The organism is Candidatus Poribacteria bacterium (assembly GCA_026706025.1).
Lineage (GTDB): Bacteria > Poribacteria > WGA-4E > WGA-4E > WGA-3G > WGA-3G.
Window position 1 is genome coordinate 1 of sequence record JAPOZO010000080.1, and the last position, 17,370, is coordinate 17,370.

The 17,370-nt window shown below is 47.5% G+C and carries 14 protein-coding genes; 2 read left to right on the forward strand and 12 right to left on the reverse strand.

Going from position 1 to position 17,370, the window contains the following annotated elements; all coding sequences use genetic code 11:
• Positions 1 to 322 precede the first annotated feature (322 nt).
• The gene (locus tag OXH00_20115; protein ID MCY3743326.1) at positions 323 to 3,406 is read left to right on the forward strand and encodes an N-6 DNA methylase; all 3,084 of its coding nucleotides are present in this window, start codon (positions 323 to 325) and stop codon (positions 3,404 to 3,406) included.
• 714 nt (positions 3,407 to 4,120) lie between these two features.
• Complete coding sequence (locus OXH00_20120) at positions 4,121 to 4,321, forward strand: hypothetical protein (GenBank protein ID MCY3743327.1); 201 nt, start codon at positions 4,121 to 4,123, stop codon at positions 4,319 to 4,321.
• Here OXH00_20120 and OXH00_20125 read toward each other — a convergent pair.
• From OXH00_20125 to OXH00_20180, 12 genes are all read right to left on the reverse strand, one after another.
• Entirely contained in the window at positions 4,318 to 6,246 is a 1,929-nt protein-coding gene (locus tag OXH00_20125) for a hypothetical protein (GenBank protein MCY3743328.1), read from the reverse strand. The genes OXH00_20120 and OXH00_20125 overlap by 4 nt on opposite strands.
• 223 nt (positions 6,247 to 6,469) lie before the next feature.
• Positions 6,470 to 7,234, reverse strand: a complete 765-nt coding sequence (locus tag OXH00_20130; GenBank protein ID MCY3743329.1) for a hypothetical protein — start codon at positions 7,232 to 7,234, stop codon at positions 6,470 to 6,472.
• An 8-nt stretch (positions 7,235 to 7,242) separates the two neighbouring features.
• A complete protein-coding gene (locus OXH00_20135; GenBank protein MCY3743330.1) occupies positions 7,243 to 8,616 on the reverse strand; it encodes a DNA methyltransferase in 1,374 nt (457 codons plus the stop codon).
• Positions 8,617 to 8,698: 82 nt separating this feature from the next.
• Positions 8,699 to 9,487, reverse strand: coding sequence for a LamG domain-containing protein (locus tag OXH00_20140; protein ID MCY3743331.1), 789 nt, complete (start codon positions 9,485 to 9,487; stop codon positions 8,699 to 8,701).
• A 580-nt stretch (positions 9,488 to 10,067) separates the two neighbouring features.
• Positions 10,068 to 10,856, reverse strand: coding sequence for an SDR family oxidoreductase (locus tag OXH00_20145; protein ID MCY3743332.1), 789 nt, complete (start codon positions 10,854 to 10,856; stop codon positions 10,068 to 10,070).
• 203 nt (positions 10,857 to 11,059) lie between these two features.
• Positions 11,060 to 11,815, reverse strand: coding sequence for a LamG domain-containing protein (locus tag OXH00_20150; protein ID MCY3743333.1), 756 nt, complete (start codon positions 11,813 to 11,815; stop codon positions 11,060 to 11,062).
• Between the two features lie 154 nt (positions 11,816 to 11,969).
• A complete protein-coding gene (locus OXH00_20155) occupies positions 11,970 to 12,821 on the reverse strand; it encodes a phytanoyl-CoA dioxygenase family protein (GenBank protein MCY3743334.1) in 852 nt (283 codons plus the stop codon).
• 5 nt (positions 12,822 to 12,826) lie between these two features.
• Positions 12,827 to 13,555 carry a LamG domain-containing protein gene (locus OXH00_20160; protein ID MCY3743335.1) on the reverse strand — a complete coding sequence of 243 codons (729 nt, stop codon included), beginning with the start codon at positions 13,553 to 13,555 and terminating at the stop codon, positions 12,827 to 12,829.
• A 78-nt stretch (positions 13,556 to 13,633) separates the two neighbouring features.
• The gene (locus tag OXH00_20165; GenBank protein ID MCY3743336.1) at positions 13,634 to 14,671 is read right to left on the reverse strand and encodes a Gfo/Idh/MocA family oxidoreductase; all 1,038 of its coding nucleotides are present in this window, start codon (positions 14,669 to 14,671) and stop codon (positions 13,634 to 13,636) included.
• Positions 14,672 to 14,714: 43 nt separating this feature from the next.
• Positions 14,715 to 15,752 carry a Gfo/Idh/MocA family oxidoreductase gene (locus tag OXH00_20170; protein ID MCY3743337.1) on the reverse strand — a complete coding sequence of 346 codons (1,038 nt, stop codon included), beginning with the start codon at positions 15,750 to 15,752 and terminating at the stop codon, positions 14,715 to 14,717.
• 79 nt (positions 15,753 to 15,831) lie between these two features.
• Positions 15,832 to 16,875 carry a Gfo/Idh/MocA family oxidoreductase gene (locus OXH00_20175; protein MCY3743338.1) on the reverse strand — a complete coding sequence of 348 codons (1,044 nt, stop codon included), beginning with the start codon at positions 16,873 to 16,875 and terminating at the stop codon, positions 15,832 to 15,834.
• 223 nt (positions 16,876 to 17,098) lie between these two features.
• Positions 17,099 to 17,370: hypothetical protein (locus OXH00_20180; protein ID MCY3743339.1), on the reverse strand; the 272-nt coding region annotated here is incomplete at its 5' end.

Genomic DNA, 17,370 nt, shown 5'->3' on the forward strand with positions numbered 1-17,370 from the left:
CATCAGAGGCTTGGTGAATTGCTCGACGGAGTCTACCGAAATGGGGATCGGCTGATAATCAAACGCACCGACACACCACTTGCCGCGATTGTTCCAATCGAAGCATATCAAGAGATGCTTCAACAGCGAGAGCAAGCTTTCTCAGTATTGGATAGAATCTAGGAAAAAGTGCCAGGCGTGAGTGAAGAAGAAGCGCAAGACGATATTGAACAGGCAATTGCCGAGGCACGCGCCGAGAAAATACGTAAAAGGAGTAAATTGTCTCCCTGATGCGTGTCGTCCTTGATACCAACCAGCATATTAGTGCGTTTATCATACCTACATGCCAAAGTTGAACCTAAAACCCACCCACAAACCGATCCGAGACTACTACGACACGCTCCAACAATACGACCACCACAATGCTACACACGAAGGTGCGGTTAGTAATCCTTTTGCCTTCTTACTGGATACCTGTGCAAAACAACTCAACGCCACGCTTATCCCGCAATATGGGATGCACACGCCAAAGGGAAACCGGATCGTCATCGATGGCGTGGTCCTTGACGAATACGGACTCCCCTTCGCCTATTGGGAAGCGAAAGATATTGACGATGACCTTCTCAAAGCCGTCCAAGCCAAACGCGATGCTGGTTATCCACTCGACAACACCCTCTTCCAAACACCGCAGCGCGCCATTCTATATCAAAATGGACAGGTAGCATTAGACGTAGACATCACCGAACCGGCATGCTTGATTGCGGCACTTCAATATCTGTTCGCTTACGTCCCGCCCGCACTCGACAATTGGCAAACGGCTGTCTCCGATTTTAGAGCGTATGTCCCCGACCTCGCAAGCGCGTTGAAAGCACTCATCGATCAACGCCACGAGACGGATCCCGCGTTCAAGGAGGCGTTCACCGATTTTTATGAAATCTGCCGCACTTCCATTAACCCTGAACTCTCACGCGATGCTGTTGAAGAGATGCTTATCCAACATATCCTCACCGAACGCATTTTCCGTACCGTTTTCAATCGATCAGACTTTACGCTCCGAAATATTATCGCCCGCGAAATTGAAAACGTCAGTTACATACTCATGCGGCATGAAGTGAGTCGCGACGTGTTTCTTGAACCGTTAGATCGGTTTTACGTTGCTATCGAGCAAGCAGCAACGCTCTGTAAAGACTTCTCTCAAAAACAGCATTTTCTCAATACATTCTACGAGAAGTTTTTTCAAGGATTCTCTGAAGATGTCGCGGATACGCACGGCATCGTCTACACACCGCAACCCATTGTCGATTTCATGGTGAGTAGCGTTGAACATATCTTGAAAACCGAGTTTGACCGCTCGTTATCGGATACCGGCGTACATATCATCGATCCATTTGTCGGTACCGGAAATTTTATTGTCCGACTCATGCAGGACATCCAAGGCACGGCGTTGGAAGAGAAATACCGTCATGAACTCCACTGCAACGAGGTAATGCTCCTGCCCTACTATATTGCGAGTTTAAACATTGAGCAGGAATACTTTCAACGGACGGGGACATATCTACCCTTTGAAGGAATTACGCTTGCGGACACATTTGAAATGCTTGAGCCGGAGCAAGGGGAACTCTTCACACGTGAAAACACAGAGCGGGTGGAGCGACAGAAGGCTGCGGATATGTTCGTCGTTATCGGCAATCCACCCTATAACATGGGGCAGATTAACGAAAACGATAATAATAAAAATCGGAAGTATGAAACGATGGACGAACGCGTTGCAGAGACGTATGTAAAAGATTCCACAGCTACACTGCGAAATAAACTCTATGATCCGTATGTGAAAGCAATACGGTGGGCATCCGATAGAATCGGCGATGACGGTGTTGTCGCCTTCGTAACCAACAACGGTTTTCTTGATGGTATGGCATTTGACGGTATGCGGAAGCACCTTGCACAAGATTTTACTAAAGTTTATCACATTAATTTCAAAGGAAATGCACGTACCTCTGGTGAACGCCGCCGAAAAGAAGGTGGCAACGTTTTTGATAACCAGATTCGGGTCGGTGTAGGAATCAGTTTCTTCATTAAAAAAATAGAAACGACGTCAGAGGGAACAGGAGTTTGGCTCTATTCTGTTGATGATTATCTGAAATCAAGTGAAAAGCAGAAACTATTGACCGACTTCGGAGATTACACAAACGTCCCCATGAAGAAGGTGGACATTGATGCAAAGTATACATGGCTAACAGCAGGTCTCCACACCGAATTTGAGACGTTTATTCCGATGGGCAGTAAGGAAGCAAAAAACGCAAAAGATGGAGAGACTATTTTCACCCTCTACTCTCTCGGAGTCGCTACAAACAGAGATGTTTTGGCTTACGCTTTTGATCTTAACTTGCTCCAAAAACGGGTTGACTCATTTATTGAAATATATAACACCGCTGTTGACAAAAAGAAAAGACACAACCGAGCAACTCCAGTTGAAGATTTCATTGATACAACTGACCCGCGCATCAAATGGACACATCGGGTTAAGCAGTCATTGCAAAAACTGGACCCAAGTAACTATGAGAATACTCATTTTCGTAAAGCATTGTATCGTCCGTTCTGTCAACAATATCTCTACTTTGATCACTTCTGGAATGAAAGGCGTTATCAGCAACACCGAATTTTCCCAACGCCAGAGACTGAATCGGAAAATCGGGTAATTTGTGTCAGCGGCATTGGAAGTAAGAAACCTTTCCAGTCGTTGATGATTGATGTCATCCCAGACCTCCATCTTACTGGCGATTCCCAGTGCTTTCCCTTCTATACCTACAATGAGGACGGCACGAACCGACAAGAGAACATCACCGATTGGGCGTTGGCAGAATTCCGAACACATTACGGCGACGACACCCTCACCAAGTGGGACATCTTCCACTATACCTATGCCCTCTTGCACCATCCCGTTTATCGTGAGAAATACGAAATGAACCTTAAGCGCGATTTACCGCATATCCCTTTCACCGAAGATTTCTGGGGTTTTTCCAAAGCCGGTGCAGCGTTAGCAGATCTCCACGTCAACTATGAATCCGTTCCGAAATACGATAAACTCCGAAAGGTTGAAACCCCCGGCATGCAGGTCAATTGGGATGTCGAGAAGATGAAACTCTCTAAAGACAAGACGCAGTTGAGATATAACGATTTTTTGACGTTGGATGGTATTCCTGCGGAGGTTTATGACTATAAGTTAGGTACGCGTTCCGTGTTAGAATGGGTAGTGGATCAGTATCGTGTCAAGGTAGATAAACGAAGCGGTATTAAAAACGACCCAAACCGCGAGGGGGAGCCGCGGTATATTGTGGATTTGATTGGGCGTGTTATCACCGTCAGCCTCAAGACGATGGAGATTGTTGAGAGTTTGCCCGAATTGAGCTTGGAAACACTTAAGTGAAATGGTATTAACACGAGCGGCGGTTCTTATGACGCTAACAGTTGGTTGGTTCTTTATATTAACCCAAGTTGCTACCTAACGCGTTATAGACGTTTGAAAAAGTTAACAGTTGCCAGTTACCAGAGGGGAAACCTGTTAAACAAAAAACTCTTTACTGGAGACTGATGGCTGGAAACTATAAAAAACCTTTCCCACCCCGTAGGGGTGTTATGTCTATAGAAAATTGTTATACAAGAAATCGCACCCCGTAGGGGTGCTATGTGAATAAAAAGCCCGCATAGCCACGCTGTGCTATAGATCATTCTTCAGGGTGGAGATCTACGACAGAAAACACGATATGTACATAGAGTTGCGTATAGGTATTCGCCATAAATTCTTGTGTTTCTCTGGAATTTACTATGTCTAACGTCAGTTATCATCTATTATAGACATAGCACCCCTACGGGGTGCGGTTGCTGGGATACAACGTTTTCTATAGACATGGCACCCCTACGGGGTGGAAAGAATGCCTGAAAAACCTTTAGGACTTACGCAATTTTGATTTTAGCACACACTGTTAAGTGAGGGGCATGGAAAGAACGCAGACGGTCCCTTGGCACAGGCTAACAGCCTATGCTACAAAAGAGCAGCATGCGTAAGTCCTAACCTTATTGGAATGTTCAAAATTTGTTAGTAGCAATTTGAGTTATATTAGCGCATATATGGGAGGTCATCATGTTGGGATACGCAAAACTATTCAAAGACAAAATCCTTGCACAAGGCAGAGCGGAAGGTAAAGCAGAAGGTAAAGCAGAAGGCAGAGCAGAAGTGTATCGTGAGTTACAGCGAGCGCAAAGAGAGGGGATAACGCTTGAAGAGGTGCTGAAAACACACGATGCCGAAAACGGTAAAAATGAAGGGGACGAGCCGTCTTAAGGCGACCAGAGGACGTATGTCGGGATATTAAACAATGTCCCAAGCAGTGCCCACAGTCCCACGAACACGTAATCCCCCATCACCAAGCCTAAGAAGAACGGGATTGCGCGCTGATGTGCCCGTAAACCGAAGACAGTCAGAATGATGAACTTTACTAGCCAACCGAGAAAAACAGAGAACCAGAAATCGGCAAGTCCGCCCCATGTCGCAGCGGTCATTACGTACCCGATCGGGTGAAAGGGCCACCACATAAATTTATGGCGCAGGAAATAGAGAATCCATGTCATCGCCGCGCCGATCCCCATAGATTGTGTGCCATCCCAATTCGGACCCGTAGGGTTGTTAATCCACCGTTCTAAACGTCTCCCGAAAACCTCCTCACCGATACCGATGATGTAGCCGTGTACAGCGAATGCTCCAGTCTCATAAAGGAGATAAAGGAACGCCCAAAACGAGGCGAGTGTTCCGATGATAATGGCGAACATCATCACCCAAACGAGTCTTCGGCTGTTTATACCCGCACGCTCGGCGAGTTTGAACCCTTCCAGCTGATTTGGCATCGGATGCGAAACATTAAGCCGATTGAGCCAGTAGTAGAAGGAAATAATCGTAAGGTTCTCGGTCCCGACGAATCGTGGTCCGAAGGTGACTGACATCAACCGTGCTGGATCAAGCGCGAGGATCTCATGTGATGGCGGACCGAACTCGGCACGTACACGCGTCACACCAAGTGCCATCACAATGAAAATGACGATAAAACCGAACACACCGCCTAAGGACATCCCTGCCTTCACTGAAAACAGTGTGAGCCCGAGACCGCCAAAGATTAACCCAGCGATGGCAAAACGGTAAGGCATCGGTTCATCTGAATCATCAAACGCCTTTTTGGCTGTCAAACAATTTTGGATGACATCGCGGAGATGCCTACGCGTCCCCCACAATGCCAACGCACCGACAGCGAGCCATGCGCCACCCGCACGTTCCGCAAAATAGAGTTCACCTTCACCTAACATCCCCATACGAACGACCCGTTCTGCTTTGCCAAATAGATAGAAAAACCACGCTGACATAGAGATGTCCAATGGCACGAAGAAGGTCAACCCTATAATGAACGGGTAGGCAGATAGCGAAATCCATCCGACAGCGTTCCATGGTTTGTCTGTGAACAGATGTGTGATCGAATAGTAGTTGAGTTGGATAGATGGGACCTGGGGGAATAGATGGCTCAATCCTGCCAGAAGTTCAATAAACCCAGCAACCGAGAACCCTATCCACATCGTGCCGCTTCTGAAAAAACTTTTCCGTCCTTGCGCCATCTGGAGCGGCAGCTGGATAATCGGATACGCCAACTTTTCACGCTCAGTCCACTGGACACGGATAATTGTAATCAGACATATCAGCGTAAACCAGAGCAGTGTGACAAACCCTGTCCAGACAAGGATTGGCACCAACCAGCCGCGTAAATGCTTTGGAAGATAAAAGGTCGAACCTCCTTTAAAGTAGGCATCCAAAGCGTAATCCTCAGGCACGAACCATGTCGGGATGTAACGCCAGAAGAGAGATGCCCATTCGTTTTCGGGAGTTGCGAACCGGAACGGATGCGCCAGTGTGCCAATCAGGAACGTCATCATTGAGTGGCCACCGATTGTGGATACCATGACGACCATGATATAAATAACGAGGAGTTCCTGTGGGGTTAGCGCATTACGCGGGGAAAGTCTTTTCCATGCCAAGTTGAAGCCGATGACGACAAAGAGCGTGAAAATTGCATTGAAGAAGAGCGAGACGAAGTTCAGGAGGAATTGCGGCTGAATCATCTCCGCAGCGTAGGCGAGCCAGTAGGCGTTCCCAATAACGAGGAGTGTACCAATCAGGAGGGCACGGAGCGTAATTCCAGATGTGAAGGAAGCACGAGATGCTGGCATGTGTTGAATAGTTGTCAGTTATTAGTCATCGGTCATCAGAGGGAATAGTTATCAGTTATCGGTTATCGATGTTAGGAAGTGTGCTAAAATTATGAAAGTTTCAAAGTGTGCTAAAGTGTTCTAAAGTTGTGAAGTGATCAACTTTACAGATTTCTCCACTTTAGCTCCACTTTATTGGACTTTACGAACTTCTTTAACTGATGACTGACAACTGATAACCTCTCTACTGTTTCAGGGCACCCCAGACCACTGCGAGTTTGCCTGAGGGCTCAACGGCTAATATCTCGGCATCAAAAGTGAGGTCACCATAAGCGAGACCATCCCATGCACCGCCGGGGGTCCATCCGATCTGGTGTTCGCGTTTCCCATTCTCACAATCGTTCATGTGGAAACTCAGCCCGATCGTCAACCCAGCTTTCGCTTTGAATTTATCACCTTTCCCGGGGTTGGCAAACGCGGGGTTGCCGCGCGGCTTCGTCGGGTCAATCGCGACCTCATAGATGTAATCGTTGCCATTCTTGACCAGTACCCATTCTGTGTTCTCCTTTGATGCGGCGGCGGATAAGTCTTTACCGTTGGCACCGAGTGTCCACTGAACAAGGCTCTCCCTCACCATGCCGTTGTCGAAATCAAACATAAATTCGACACTATCGTCTTCCCACCATCTGGCATCAGGTGGATTAACGTCTTGGAGTTCGTCATCGGTGATTTCAACGGCGAAATAGATACGGGTCGGATCTAAGGCGTTCCACGCGACTCTGCCTTGACCGGTAAAATCGTTGGCTTTTGGGATACCTTGACCGACATCTTTCAATTCGTCAAAGGCAACAATTTCAGCACGTTTCCATTCGTCAAGTTTTCCATCTACTTTGAGGTTTCTCAGCTGTTTTGCAACATATTCCTTATCACGTTTCGCATCAACAGGTAAGTTCATGGTACACAACAGGGCGACTACTGTTATTACCGTGCCTGCGGTTCTGAATTTCATAAATTTTCTCATTGATGAATTCCTTCGTTTTGTAACTTTTGAATTAGTTGTTTCTGCGTCCGATTTTTCTTCTGTGAACTGCACGTACGGCATAACACCTGAAGATTATCAGGTGCATCGGTGCCCCCTTTGGATTTGGCTATCACATAATTGACTGTCATACTACGAAACGGAAATAACGTTTGACAGCCGTTACATTTACCCTCTTGGCTTCCAAACAGTGTGCGTTTATCGGTGTGATTCTGTTTGGAAAGTTTAGGTTCATCCTTTCGGTGAATGATCGGCTTGGTAATACCGTTCTGTTCAAAACGCGACTTAACCAGTTCATAAGATTTGGGACTTAAATCAATCCCTATCCATTGGCGTTTTAACCGCTCGGCAGCTACACACGTAGTAGCACATCCACAGAAGGGGTCAAGCACCATATCGCCTGGATTGCTGCTCGCCCCAATAATTCGTTCTAACAGGGCAAGCGGTTTCTGTGTCGGGTATCCAATCCGCTCTTTACTTCTGGCTGTTAAGTTTGGAATATCGACCCAGATGTTATTCAGTCTTTTGCCTTTTTGTTCGTCAAGATACCGCTTATAGCGTGGCACATTTCCCGGACGCGTCTGAATGATACGTCCTGCTTCAATTTCCTTGCGCATGCGATCTTCTGCCCAGCGCCATGTTCGGACGACTCCCATGACCGCATACGTCAAATGAGAATCGGGATCGTGGTTCTGAGCAGTTACAGAAGTGAGTGAAAAGCGTCGTCCGGTTTCCGGTTCAACACAATAATACTGACGTTTGGTTTTCTCATCCAAATTCGCCAGGTCATACGGAATCGTGACGGCTTCAACGTTCCAGACATACGTATCGCTTTTTGAATATCGGAAGATAATGTCAGAGTCTCGTGCCAACCCCTTTTTGAGGTTTCCCTTGGTGGTTATTGCCCGTTGCCAGATAATCTCATTTCTAAAATTTTCTTTTCCAAAAACGCTATCCATCACCATTTTGAGGTAGTGGCTGGCGTTATCATCACAGTGGAGATAGAGCGTCCCGGTCAGTTTGAGGATGCGGAACATCTCCAGCATTCGGATGCTCATCATGATGAGATAGGCTTTCATGGACTTCCCGTGACTAAACTCAGTAGCACTGATGGCATGATAGAGTTCGGGTTGCCTATCCGCGAGTTCACCGTGAGATGCGTTATCTAAATCCTCCAATGTCCAGAAATCTTTGAACGTTGCCCCTGCGGCTTTGCTCCCGACTGGTGCTTCAAAGGTGCGGTTGGAATTGAAGGGCGGATCCAGGTAAATCAAGTCAATAGAATCTGTGTCAAGCCCTCGAAGTACATGAAGATTGTCATTTTCAAAGATAGTTCGGTTCTTGACCTTCATCCTATTTCCTATAATACTGTGTGTAGGCGCGCTTCGGAAGCGCGCCTACATATAATAAAATAACATAGACAACATAGTGGTCCTACCGTCGCGCTTTGATAGTGCCCCACGTCGCAGCGAGTTTTCCGTTCGGGTCAACAGCGAGTCCTGTTTCAGCCTTGAAATTTTGATTGACTTCGGCTTCCTCAAGTACTCGGTTATAGACGCTGAATTCGTCAATGATACCTGTGAACACCCCGAATTCACCATCTGCTCTTCCATCTAAGCCGATGAAGACGTGATTTTCCCAATCGTCTTCAGGGAATTGGGCAAGGTTGAGTACCCCTTTGCCTGTTGCTTTACCATCAACGAAGTATTGAACCGCACTGTCCTCTGGCACACCCGTAACAGCGATGTGGTGCCACTTGTTATCGGCAATGTTTTCTGTGTCTTCAACATTGCCCACCCAACCAGTGTCGAGATTAAGGACGCCATTGCGAACCCATAAGGTTTTGGGACCCTTATCATCGGTGCCGGGGCCCCCTGTTTTGGCAAAGATTACCCCCGGACCACTACTGTCGGTCTTAATCCATGCCGACCATGTGAAATCAACATTGAAATCAAATTCTTCAGGCGAATCAATTTCGACGAAGTTCGCTTCGTTTCCATCGAACTCCAACGCATCACCGATTTTACCGGTAACCTTTTTTAGGTTACCCTTGATGGTACCATCATAATTGCCTGTCCCGTCTGTGACGGTTTTTCCGCTGATCTTGTTTGCATCGAAACTCCAATAACTGACCAATCCGTCCTCAATGATTTGGGCGGAAAGGTTCGTTGCGATGAGACTGATAGCCAAAATGAGTATCACAAAATTAACTTTTCGTAGCACAATTAAATCTCCTTTGATTCGTAGAAAGTATGGGAAATTTGCAAGCGAAATGCCACAAAGCGGCACCTTCTATCCATTGAAAATCTTCCTGTGAATTAGGAACGCACCGCCGACAACAATGATAAACATCGCGACAGAAAAGACGAAGGCAAAAATTACTTGCAAAATTTGGAAGAGAATCAGGATACGTACAACAAAGGTCAACTACCCGCCGACTAAAATCGGGGGCTTGTTAAGACCCCTTCCTTCTCAGTTGTTCGTGTTATCGCGGTCTCGAAAACCCGTAACTTTATCTAAGTGCCACCGCGCTGGGGGAAGCCACCCTCATGGAATTTTCGTTCCAAACCTGAAACCTCAGACACTTTCGACTTTGGAAGTTGTTCGAGCGAACAAACGTCATCAAGTTACTAATGTATATTAGAACATTTTCGACATTTTTTGTCAATAGCAAAAGAAGTGGTCATTCATCTCCAACCTATTTGTGGGTTGATAGGCTCTTAACAATGTTCGTGAGAACAAGCCTCCTTCAAGGTATTGCTTTGTGGGTAAAGCGTTCTCGTCCAAATGGATTTTGTTATCCTCATGGCGTGGCGCGTCGTTTACCACCATCCATATAAAGTGCAGTACCAAACATATAGGAACAGGCTTCAGAGGCTAAGAATGTCACGACATTCGCGACCTCTTCGGGTTCCGCAATGCGACCCGCGGGAAGTTCTTGTCCGAGTGCTTCTAACAACGCCTCAATATCGCGTCCTTCACGCTCGGCTCTCGCGCCTTGTTGCGTGCGTGCGCGACCGGTATTGGTCAATCCCGGACAAACGGTGTTTACCAAAATGCCAGCCCCCGAGACAGCATCGGAAAGTGCGCGTGTTATGTTCAGAATAGTGATATTGGCGGCACCGGTAGGTATATTCCCGCGGGTAGGACTTGTGCCTGCTGAACCGGCGATATTGATAATTCTGCCCCACTGGTTTTCCTTCATATAAGGAATAACCAATTGAGACATTCGCAAATAACTGTAAGTTTTCAATGCGAGTGCATCATCAATCAGTTCCGGTGATAGTTCCAGAATATCAGCATTCCGGGCAGCACCGACATTGTTGACAAGAATATCAACACCGCCAAAGCGAGAGATCGTTGCCTGTACCACTTTTTCGCAATTCGCTTGTGTGGTAAGATCTCCAGCAACAGCGTGTCCTTTATGTCCGGTCTGATTAATTTCTGTGAGTGCTTGGTTGAGCGTGTCTTGTGTTCGGGCAGCGATACAGACCTGAACTCCCTCGCGTGCGAGCGCGAGCGCGCACTGCTTACCGATGCCTCGACTGCCGCCGGTAACGATTGCACGTTTCCCACTGAGTCCTAAGTCCATATATTGCGTGTCCTTTACGCTCTATGATTGGTTAGAGAAGTCTATTGCCTTGATTTCAACAGGCCGCACATCAGCCCCTTAACGAAGGAGATGTCCACCAAGGTTTGACGGACATCTCAAATTGCTTGATAGCACCTTAGATGCCCTGCATACTAACTACAAGTAGCGTGTCTTAGTCGTAGCGATCAGAGGTTGTGCCTATTTTATTTTTTTAGACTTGCCCACGTGGTAGCCAATTTCCCCTTAGCGTCTACAGCAAGGGTTGTCTCGTAACCGTCGTTCATAACGGCTTGGATGTCGTCTTCACTGAGGACAGTGTTGAAAATGATGAATTCGTCTATCAACCCTTCCCACTGTCGGGATTGATTCCAATCGCCAATCCGAGCGGGATCAAGGACCCCGGGATTCCCACCCCAATCGTTTTCGATATCGAGTTCGCCGTTAGCGTAAAAGCGGATTTTCTTTTCCTTCGCACTGTAAGCGGTTGCAATGTGAACCCATTTATCCATCTGATCTCCTGCTAACATATAGTTGGCAAAAGTGTCGTTCCCACCCGGGTTACTGTGAATGGAAAACTCAACCTTGTTATTCGGATGCATCTGGTAGTGGATATCTCCTGGTTTCCAACCGTTGTTGTTGAAGAAAACACGCCACGCTCCCTCGCGTCCAGTGGATTTGACCCAGTGTGTAAAGGTAATTTCTTCAAATTCGCCGATCCGTTTCGGAATTTCGATCCACTCGTCTGAGCCGTTGAGTTCGATCGCATCGCCGATTTGGCCTTTGACAAACTTGCCACCTTTGACTTCACCATCAAATCCGTTTCCGGAAACATCTTCGGCATCGCCATCAAACAGCCATGCTGCTGCAATCATATCCTCGGTAATCTCAGCAGCACCAGTTAGACTCATACTCAACATCAGTATCAGACCGAGGGTAATCGTAATAATCTTTGCGTTCAACAGAGTAACCTCCTATGTGTAGCCAGAAAGATTGGTAAACTGTGTACATTCCGCAGCTTCTGTACAACACAGTTGTTCTGTGTCATATTTAAAAAAATTATAACACAAAAAATATGCAAATACAACACTTTTTAGAACAGAACGGATATACAGGCTAAACAAATCTATCTTTGTGTGGACTGGCTTTCCATTGGGCATACCAATCTTGCCATGACGTTGGACATCGTCGGGTTTCGCGCGCACGGGCAGGATACGCAATCGCTTCGTGCCAGAGTCCATCTAACGAAGTACCGGTTTGGCTGAACCGAAAATCTACCGACCAACGGATGATGTCGCTCCGGTTGAATAACGACCGATGAAAAACCAGATTGTTAAAAACGAGTAAGTCGCCTCTCTTCATCTCTAAAGTATCAATGATGGTATCGGATGAGGTAGGTGGAAGAACGGGAACAGCAAATGCTTCGTCGGGAACGCGGTGATACGCCTGTAAACCTGCCTTGTGGCTTCCGGGTAGGAATTGCAAAGCACCGTTTTCAGTTTTGACATCGACTAATGGCAGCCACACAGTTAGATGCGTGTCATTTTCGGTGTCCGGCATATAGGCACTGTCTTGGTGCCATGGAAGTGTGGTCAGTTTTTCGTTCGGGAGTTTCGGACGCACCCAAAAATCACCATTGAACTGAATATCACTACCGATAAGATGCTCAAGCACATCCAACACCTTCGGATGGGTTATCAGGTCAAAGAGTGCCTCACTGAAGACAAGCGTATGCCAGCCAAAAACCTCATTCTCCCTGCCACACGCCTTTAGGATCGCATGCCAACGGCGTTCAAATGCCAACTTTTCATACGCGTCAGAGATGATCCCTTCGTTATGGAGTTCGGTGGCACGTCTATCAACGGCTTCAGAAATAACAGTGATTAACGGCACGAGATCCGTCTCACTCAGTGCCGATTCCACGACAATATAGCCTTGCTCCGTAAATTTTTCAGAATACGTTCCCATCGTTTTTAGTGATATGCCTTTATCGCGCCCCAAACAATTGTTAGTTTGTCCTTGGGTTTCACAGGCAGCGGCTCCATCGAATCCTCAACAGAGATTGCCTCGTCCCAGAACGCCACCTCGTCAACAGCACCACCATAATGGTTCTGACCATTTCGACTCCCGATCGTGAAAGGCAGCCCTTCGGTAATGTGAACAGCATCATTACCCGCCATCTCGCCTTCTAACTTGCCATCAACATAAGCCTTTACGGACTCACCATCGTACGAACCGAAGATATGATACCACTGTCCAATTTCCATTTTAACATTGCCAACACAACAGACGAGATTGTTGCCGGGACCCGTAGAGACCTCAAAAGAGAGCGTCCCATCAGGTTCAATGAAAAATCCATAACTCCAGTTGAGGTGGATACCTTTTTCGGCAACCGCAACCCATGCCCCGAGTTTTGTCGGTTTAATCCACGCTGCGAGAGACAGTGCTTCCAGTTCGGAAATCGACGGTGCATCTGGGATTTCAACATAGTCAGTGCTGCCGTTGAATTCTAACGCTTCACCTAACTTTCCATCTATGACCTTCGGGTTACCTCGGATGATGCCGTCGTTACCGTTTCCACTGAGATCATCCGCGCCATCTACTTCATCAAATGACCAATAGCCGACCAATTCCGCATCTGCTGTAAGACCTATTACGCCTAATAGAAAAAATATTAGACACGCAATTTTTGAGAGTGACACGGTGATACCTCCATTTATACGCGTTATGGTGAGGCATTACAACCTCACCATACGGTGAAAGGAGAACAAAAATCTATACTACAACTTGGCTCTCAGTTGATCCATCAACCCATCTGGTGGGTCAAAGGGAAGATCAATCACCTCATTGGTAATACCGCTATAATAGATCCCCAAAAGCAGGTTGAACTCGGCGAGAGATTGCTCAAGATGGGTCGGATGTACCTTGCTTTCGTCATCAAGCCAATCAAAGACCGCCTCGGTGAGGTTGCCCTGTGCGACGACATCCTGCTCCCCATAGTTCAGCGGACCGCCTTCATAACCGCCTTCATGCGTTGAACGTTCCCAACTGCTGAACCGCCAATGTACAAAGCCTTTTGTCCCTATAACAAAGACGCGTTTGTGGAAAAAGACAACCGGGTCATCGGAGGCAGTCGGCGCGATGGCTGTACCGAATGCGACAGAGACGTGGAGTCCATTCTCGTACTGCACGCGCGCGGACGCATATTGTGGTGAGGGCTGTGCGGAATCTAAGTGTTCACCGCCAGAGATTTGACCCAGCACACGGACTGGACGCGAGTTGTCAATATAAGACGACACCAACTGCAGCACGTGCGGACCTTGATCAACGGGTGTACTGCGTGCGCTGGCATCAATGAACTTAATCTCGCCGATCCGTCCTGCCGCCACATCTGCTTTTAATTCAAGATTTTGTGGATGGAAATTGAGTTGTGTGTTGACGACGAACTTCGTTTGGGTCTCCTTGGAAAGTCCCGAAATTTGCTTCCAATCCTCACTTTCAACGGCAATCGGTTTTTCTACAATCGCCGCAGGCACACCTGCATCGGAAGCCTGTTTCATCAGCGGATAGCGAATCCGTTCATTGCTACCCCGCAGCACGGGTGCTGTGACAATATGAAGGACATCAGGTTTCTCTTTTTCAAGCATCTCATCCAAGTCGGTATATCGTGAAGAGATGTCGAAATCGTCTCCGAATTTATTGAGTAATTCTTCGTTCATATCGCAGACTGCAGCGAGTTTACCACCTTTGACGAAGCGGTAAGCATCAGCGTGTGCGCGGGCGCGGCCCCCACACCCTAACATTGCGGTTTTATACACAGAGATGTCTCCTTTAATATTTTACGGTTTTACGCTTCTCAGTTTACAACTTTTCTCGGAGTGAATCCATCAATCCATCAGGCGGTTCAAACGGGAGGTCAATAATCTCGTTTGTTATCCCGCTGTAGTAAAGCCCTAAGAGGAGGTTGAACTCGGCGAGGGATTGTTTGAGATGCGTCGGATGCACGTTGTTCTCATCGTCGAGCCAGTCAAAGACCGCCTCCGTGAGGTTGCCTTGTGCAGCGATATCTTGTTCACCATAGCTCAGCGGACCGCCTTCGTAGCCGTCTTCAGGCGTTGCGCGTTCCCAACTGCTGAAACGCCAGTGCACGAACCCTTTCGTGCCTACAACAAAGACACGTTTATGCGCAACGGTGCTTTCACTGTCCGATGCCAACGTCCCCATGCCGGTACCAAACGCAAGGGAGACATGAAGACCGTTCTCATATATGGCTTGTCCAGCGGCATGCATTGGAGACGGCTGTGCGGAATCTAACTGCTCTCTCCCCGCGATTTGACCCAACACACGCACCGGACGCGAGTTATCAATATAAGAGGATACTAACTGCAGCACATGTGGTGCCTGATCCACGGGTGTGCTGCGTGCGCTGGCATCAATGAACTTAATCTCACCGATTCTGCCTTCAGCGACATCGCGTTTTAATTCCAAGTTTTGGGGATGGAAGTTAAGTTGTGTGTTAACGACGAACTTCGTTTGCGTCTCTTCCGCTAACCCTGCGATCTGCTTCCAATCCTCGCTCTCAACGGCAATCGGTTTTTCTACTATTGCTGCTGGAACGCCATGGTCAGATGCCTGCTTCATCAACGAATAACGGATACGTTGGTTGGTCCCCCGCAGCACTGGTGCGGTGACGATGTGGAGCACATCCGGTTTTTCTTTCTCAAGCATTTCATCAAGGTCGGTGTAGCGTGAGGAAACGTCAAAGTCGTCTCCGAAACTGTTGAGTAACTCTTCGTTCATATCACAAATGGCAGCGATTTTGCCGCGCTTGACAAAACGGTAAGCACTTGCATGGGCGCGGGCACGACCGCCACACCCTAAGAACGCAGTTTTATACATAAAAGTGTCTCCTTCAATATGATTTATAGTATCAAACCAAGCGGTTGGATGTTAACAGGCGAAAATATAGGTTAACTTTCTATAGATTCTCTCGGAGTACATCAATCAATCCATCAGGCGGTTCAAACGGTAGATCTATAATCTCATTTGTTACACCGCTGTAGTAGATCCCTAAAAGTAGGTTGAACTCCGCAAGAGATTGCTTGAGATGCGTCGGATGCACATTGCTCTCATCATCAAGCCAATCAAAGACCGCCTCGGTGAGGTTGCCTTGTGCGACGACATCCTGCTCCCCATAGTCAAGCGGACCGCTTTCGTAACCGCCCTCTGGTGTTGCACGCTCCCAACTGCTAAACCGCCAGTGCACGAACCCTTTTGTCCCGACGACAAAGACACGTTTGTGGGTGTGGTTCCCGGCATCCGGTTCTTTAGGCACTGTCTGTCCTAAACCTGTCCCGAATGCAAGCGAGACGTGAAGACCGTTTGCATATAGTGCCTGAGCGGCAGCGTGCATCGGGGACGGCTGCGTGGATTCCAAATCCTGAGCCCCAGAAACCTGTCCGAGTACCCGCACTGGACGCGAGTTGTCAATGTAGGAAGAGACGAGTTGCAATACATGGGGGGCTTGGTCTACCGGTGTGCTGCGTGCGCTGGCATCAATAAACTTGATTTCACCGATTCTGCCCTCTGCGACATCTCGCTTCAGTTCCAAGTTTTTCGGATGGAAATTGAGTTGTGTGTTAACGACGAACTTTGTTTGTGTCTCTTCCGCTAATCCGGCAAGCTGTTTCCAGTCCTCGCTTTCAACGGCAATCGGCTTTTCCACAATCGCCGCTGGCACACCGGCATCGGATGCCTGTTTCATCAGCGAATACCGAATACGCTGATTGGTCCCCCGTAACACCGGTGCAGTGACAATGTGAAGCACATCCGGTTTCTCTTTTTCAAGCATCTCATCCAAGTCGGTATAACGTGACGAAACCCCAAAGTCGTCTCCGAAACTGTTGAGCAGTTCTTCGTTCATATCGCAAATTGCGCCAATTTTGCCGCGTTTGACGAAGCGGTAAGCATCCGCATGCGCACGGGCGCGACCTCCGCACCCTAAGAACGCTGTTTTGTACACAGAAATGTCTCCTTTAATACTTTTTATAGTAAAACCGAAAAGTGAAATGACCCTTTGAGAAAACAACAAACTTCCCCATTGCAGGGTTTTTGCTGGGGTGTTTCTTCAGGATTTGTTCCGCCGCTTTCTATGGGTGTATCGTTAATAGGTTTTACTATAAACCAAGATAAATGCAAGTTAGAAAGAAAATGTAGGGTAACTTGCAGAAAAACTACAGTATGGTTCATTCACCATTTTCGTTCAATGCCTGTGTGAAATCTTCTGGTGTTTCCACCCGCATTGCGGTGCGGAAAAGCTGCTTAAGACGCTGCAAATCATTAATCGCCTCCAAATCGGATTTGAAAGTTTCAGCAATTTCAGGCTGTAACTGAGAGGCGAGTGCCTCAAGGATATTCTCACGAATAGTTTCTTGAGCACCTTGTTGGATCCCTTGTTGGATCCCTTGTTCGTGTGCTTCGGGTGCTAAGTATTCAGCGATAGAAGACTGTTGCATGG